5 protein-coding genes and 1 pseudogene are annotated in these 5,790 nt (G+C 43.5%); all 6 read right to left on the bottom strand.

Annotation, left to right across the window (positions count from 1 at the left end):
• Positions 1–450, bottom strand: a pseudogene (locus tag ACESM0_RS12400) (hypothetical protein); the annotation flags it as partial.
• Between the two features lie 9 nt (positions 451–459).
• Positions 460–1,737 carry an adenylosuccinate synthase gene (locus ACESM0_RS12395; protein WP_372906522.1) on the bottom strand — a complete coding sequence of 426 codons (1,278 nt, stop codon included), beginning with the start codon at positions 1,735–1,737 and terminating at the stop codon, positions 460–462.
• Positions 1,738–1,800: 63 nt separating this feature from the next.
• Positions 1,801–2,145 carry an STAS domain-containing protein gene (locus ACESM0_RS12390; protein ID WP_372906521.1) on the bottom strand — a complete coding sequence of 115 codons (345 nt, stop codon included), beginning with the start codon at positions 2,143–2,145 and terminating at the stop codon, positions 1,801–1,803.
• Between the two features lie 32 nt (positions 2,146–2,177).
• Entirely contained in the window at positions 2,178–3,107 is a 930-nt protein-coding gene (secF, locus tag ACESM0_RS12385) for a protein translocase subunit SecF (protein WP_372906520.1), read from the bottom strand.
• Between the two features lie 43 nt (positions 3,108–3,150).
• Entirely contained in the window at positions 3,151–4,956 is a 1,806-nt protein-coding gene (gene secD / locus ACESM0_RS12380) for a protein translocase subunit SecD (RefSeq protein WP_372906519.1), read from the bottom strand.
• Positions 4,957–5,084: 128 nt separating this feature from the next.
• Positions 5,085–5,642, bottom strand: a complete 558-nt coding sequence (locus ACESM0_RS12375; protein WP_372906518.1) for a hypothetical protein — start codon at positions 5,640–5,642, stop codon at positions 5,085–5,087.
• Positions 5,643–5,790: the final 148 nt, after the last annotated feature.

Here is a 5,790-nt window from a genome sequence, read left to right as displayed (position 1 = left end):
AAAGGCCATGTTTGCAAGTTCATCGGGTGAGGAGCCTATGGGTTTAATGACAGCACAGCTGAGCGAGCGATTCTCAATCTCGAGAAGATTCCTGATTCCATTTATGCCAAACGATGGCCCATCCAGCAACTGGCTTAAATATGAAGGATCAGCATCCATGATTCTGCACCACGGCTGAAGCGAAATATTCCCAAACAGTACATTCAGGAATTGGGTAGGATCAACATCTACCAGATTTGTGTCAAATAAAATCGATGCCTCCCAAGTCCTGCTATCAATCATATTTAATGATTGAACCTGGGCGATATTATTTACAGATGAATCCGGGACAACTTCGGGCGGCATTTCAACCGATTGCTCGATACTGATTTGCCGGGCTTTTGAGGCAGCACCCTTTTCACCTTTAGCCTCAATCTGATATTTAACCCAAAATGTATTCCGGATGCTCATCTATATACATTACCGAACAATAGTTTCAGTTCGTTTTGGCCCTGTAGATACAATCGTAAAGTCTACACCGATATACTCTTCAATAAACTTTATGTACGATTTAGCATTTTCAGGCAGGTCATCAAAAGACGAAATATTTCGGGTATCAGTCTGCCAACCCGGGAAAGACTTGTAAACCGGTTGTAAGCGTTGAACATCTTCACTATCTGATGGAAAGTGATGAATCGTTTCTCCATCAAGTTCGTAATGAGTACAAACTTTGATGGTTTCAAAGTCGTCCAGTACATCCATTTTTGTTAAAGCAAGCTCGTTCATTCCATTCAGGCGAACGGCATATTTTAGAGCAACTAAATCAAGCCAGCCACAACGTCTTGGTCGTCCGGTAGTTGCACCGAATTCCTGACCATTTTTCCGTAGTTTTTCTCCGTCTTTATCATCCAGCTCAGTTGGGAATGGGCCATTTCCTACACGGGTACAGTATGCTTTGGTAATGCCAAGAGAGTGAGTAATGGCTAAAGGAGGGATGCCGCTTCCGGTGCACGCTCCGCCTGCTGTTGGCGATGATGAGGTAACATAAGGGTATGTACCATGATCCACGTCCAGTAGGCTTCCCTGTGCTCCTTCAAGCAGTATTGGCTCATTTGCCTCAATCGCTTCATGGAGTATTTGAGTGGTATTACAAATATAATCCTTAATAGTAGCGGTAGCCGCTTTTAACTGTTCGATCATTTCATCTGCGTCCAGTTCAGGCTCGTTGTAAACATGCTTTAGAGCGTCATTAATGTCTGCAAGATTCCTTCGGATTTTATCTTCTAATTCCTCCTGATTTAAAAGATCGCCCATACGAATACCGATACGGGACACTTTACTGACGTAAGCAGGACCTATGCCTCGCCCTGTAGTTCCAATTGCATCACTGCCGCGGTTTTTCTCTTTTACCTGATCCAATACTTTATGATACGGCAGAATAACATGTGCAGAGTTGCTGATGAAGAGCCTCTCTTTCAAGTTGATATCGACGAGTTCTTCAACCTCTTTGATCTCTTCAACCAGGGCGGTAGGGTCTATCACAACACCATTTCCGATAATGCATTTAGAATCTCCGTTAAACATACCGGATGGAATGAGATGGAGAACAATCGTTTTGTCGTCAAACTTTAACGTATGTCCGGCATTGGCACCCCCCTGATATCGAACCACATAATCGGTTTCAGCGCTTAATAGATCTACAATTTTTCCTTTTCCTTCGTCGCCCCACTGGGCACCTATAATGATTCTTACAGCCATATATCCCAAAAAAAAGGAGGTGCTGTATACACCTCCTTATCAAGTTAGTTAAAGTGAATACGTTTAATTTTCCTCAAATGAAGCAACAGCTTCATCCACAGAGCGGAAATGCTTAAAAACAGTAATGAGCTTTGTCACCATCAGCAGGCTTTCGATTTTATCCGAAGCATTTGCTATACGGAGATCGCCGCCAGCTTTTCTCAAAGTGGTAAGTCCACCAATGAGCATACCCAAACCGGATGAGTTCATGAATTTTACTTTGCTCAGATTAACCACGACATTTTTTTTGCCCTGATCGATCAGTTCATGGAGTTTATCATTCAGGTTTACCGCATCCGGACCGCCCATTACATTCCCTTTCAATTCTATGATTACGCAATTATAGCGTTCAGAAACATTAAAGCTCATATTAATTACCTTTTATGTTGTTAGTTAACAATCTAAGATTTTGCTTTTGCTTCCATGGCTCGTTTCTGAAGCTCAACAACGAGCGAACTGGCAACAAATAGCGAACTGTAAGTCCCTAAAATTACGCCAAGTACAAGCGCAAATGCGAAACCTTTCAGTACTTCTCCGCCGAATATAAACAGCACAGTTACTACAAACAAGGTAGTAACCGATGTGATTACCGTACGGCTCAATGTGTCGTTCAGGCTTTTATTAATCATTTCCTTAAACGCCATTGTTTTATATATAATAGAATTTTCTCGGATACGATCAAACACAACTACGGTATCATTCAATGAATAACCAACAATGGTAAGGAAAGCAGCGATAATTGCCTGATCAATACTTACATCAAAGGTTGCAAATTGAGCCATGATTGTAAATACCCCCAGAACGATTAGTACGTCATGGGCCAGTGCGGCAATAGCGCCTGCCGAGAAATACCATCCTTTAAATCGGATAAAGATATAGATGAATACCACAGCCAGCGCAAAGATGATAGAGTAGAGTGCTCCTGTGCGTAAATCTTCAGCGAAACGTGGGCCTACAAGATCCGTTTTTTCAACGGTAACCGTTGCGTCGGGGTAGAGTTGACTGAATGTGCTCATGATTGTTTCACGTACTACGTCAATCTCTTCTTCTGCGTCCGTTCGGAGCAGGATTTCGCTGTCTGAACCGAAAAGCTTGATTTCCGGCGCTGTACCTGTGCCCAGTGGTTCAGTCAGTTCACTTCTCAGCTCAACTACATCAACCGGGCGATCGAATTCAAATACAAATTCCTTACCGCCGCGGAAGTCAATACCATAGTTCAGCCCAAGGCCGAAAATGGCTACTAGTGAAATCACGATCATCGCACCTGAAAAGAGGTACGCAATCTTCTGTGCTCGAATAAAATCGAAACTTGGTGTTTCAAACCATCTCATAATATGTTACCTATTTTTTTAAACTGTTTAAATTCGTGAGTGATTAACCGAAGTTGACGTTCGCTGATTTGTCGCGTGTCAGGTAATCCACAATCACGCGTGTAATTACAATCGCACTAAAGAGCGATGCAGCAATACCGGCCATAAGTGTTACAGCAAAACCTTTGATCGGTCCAACTCCAAAACTATAGAGAATAACGGCTACAAAGAATGTGGTTACGTTGGCATCAACAATCGCACTCATTGCGTTGGAGTATCCGTTATCGATTGCAGCACGTAAGGTTTTGCCTCCCCTCATTTCTTCACGAATCCTGTCAAATATCAGCACGTTTGCATCCACCGCCATACCGATTGTCAATACAATACCGGCTACACCTGGCAGTGTTAACGTTGCATTAAAAGCTGCTAAAATACCCAGGATGAAGATAATGTTGAGTACCAGTGCAATGTCGGCTATTCCGCCACCGGTTCGATAGTAAACGATCATAAAGAGAGCTACTACAAATAAACCGAAGAGTGTGGAGTAGAGTCCGGCTTGAATAGATTCTTCACCGAGTGAAGCTCCAACGGTTCGCTCTTCAACAATATCGAGCGGTGCAGGCAGGGCACCTGAGAGCAGGATATTCACCAAATCTTCCGCTTCCTGAACGTCGCCGATTCCGGTAATGGAGGAACGCCCGTTGTTAATTGCATTTTGAACGGTTGGATAAGAAACTACGTATCCATCCAGTGCAATGGCTACCGGCCGGCCAATATTGGCGCCGGTAATTCGTGCCCATCTTCGTGCGCCCTCAGAGTCCATAGTCATGGAAACTTCTGCAGCGTTGGTTGTTGGATCAAAAGCAGTACGAGCTTCGTCAATTACATCACCTGTAAGTTCAATCTGGCTTCGAACGGCAATCAGTTCAAAAAGTTCAAGGCCGCCATCTGTTGCGAAAGGCTGTGCTCCCCACATCAATGTTGTATTTCTTGGAATAAGGCGCTGAACATCTTCTTTTTGTAGAAGTGTATTTACCACAGATGTATCGGGACCGGCAGCATAACCGAAAACATATTGGTTACGACCATTTGGGTCGAAAACTTCAAGCAGGTTTTCTTCTCCAACTTCTTCTAACTCTTCTTCATTGTTCTGGAAGTAGTCTACAACTTGCTGCTTGGCCGCATTGATTTCATCCGGCTCGGCAACCATTCTGAATTCCAATCGGGCGGTACCACGGAGGAGGTCTCGTACACGCTCCTCATCATCCACCCCTGGAAGCTCCACAACTATACGATTGTTTCCCTGTTGGAGGATGCCCGGCTCAGTTACACCAAACCGATCAACACGAGACCGTATAATCTCCATCGCACGTGAAACAGCTTCATCGCGCTGTGTTCTTAAATAGGTTGTGATTTCATCGTTTGTTGAACGCCGTGTGATATCATCTGCATCCGATCGATAATACCGGCTCAACATTGCATCGGGATCACGGTCTTCAAACTCAGCGACAAACTCATCGATAAAGTCGGTACGCTGTTCTGCTGCGCGATCAGCTGCAATGTCAATGATTTCTCTTAAATTATCATCAGCAAAATCACCGGCCAGTTCGTATACCAGCTGCGATGTACCAATTTCAAGTGTTACATACATCCCACCCTGGAGATCCAGGCCGAGAGATAGTGAGTTTTCCTGATAGCTGTTCAGCTTTTCCAAATTTTCGGCCTGATACTGAATCCTCTCAGATTCTGTCATATCAGCCATATGGCGCTGTTCTAAATTCCATTGTAAGGTTGGAAAAAGGTAAAAGAGCGTCAGTCCGAGAAAGACGACGATTGAACCAATTTTAAAACCGTTGTTTTGACCTTTCATATATGAATATTTCAAGTTTTATGATTGATAATCGTTTGCCCCTAAGGCAAAAAATGTTTTTAAATAGATAGGTTGATATAAATTGCTGCAAATTTTAAAGTAGCTGTTACATTCTGCAGCCAAAAAATCTAGGGAGCGTTGATGCTGATTCCGCTAATCAGCGGCTGTAAGGAGAATTGGGGTAGGAAATCGAAATAGAAACCGAGTGACTCACCAATTTGGTATTGGTCTATACTGTCACTAAACGAGAAAAGTATTTTTGACAGGTCATTGGTGGAAATCCATTTTTGACCGGGTATGGAGGATTCCGGAAGCAGTGCATCCGTGCCGGTTTGCTGCTGTTGAAATAGATTCCATTGACCAACAAGCCATGAAGTAACCTGGTCGCTGTTCTGCTCCGGTAATGCACGGTTTAGCCGAAAATCTTCTTTATTGCTGGCAATCAGATGAGATGCCTGCTCAAGCAATACACGGAAATCTGAAACCTGTTCAGGCAGTTTAAGAATGGCACTGCGGAGTTCGTTTTCTGATTCCTCACCGGTTGAAGCAACATTTTGATTCAGCCATTGAGTAAACGCTGTTTTTTGAGCGTGACTCGTAAACGGCACAAATAGATGTGCCAATATTCCGGCCATCAAAAAAGAGACGATCGACGTGCGAACGATATGTGAAAATCGGTTTTTCATCAGACTGTCAAAAATAGTCAGATGACTGCCGGTTGACAAATTAATTTTTGCGGAAAAAAAGGTAGACCTTTACCTACAAACGGAAAATCACAAAATTTTTAACTGCCAACTGCCAACTGCCAACTGCCAACTGCCAACTGCCAACTGC

Source organism: Rhodohalobacter sp. (genome assembly GCF_041686455.1).
Lineage (GTDB): Bacteria > Bacteroidota > Rhodothermia > Balneolales > Balneolaceae > Rhodohalobacter.
The sequence above is the reverse complement of the archived record's forward strand: the minus strand, read 5'-3'. Positions and strand labels throughout refer to the sequence as shown.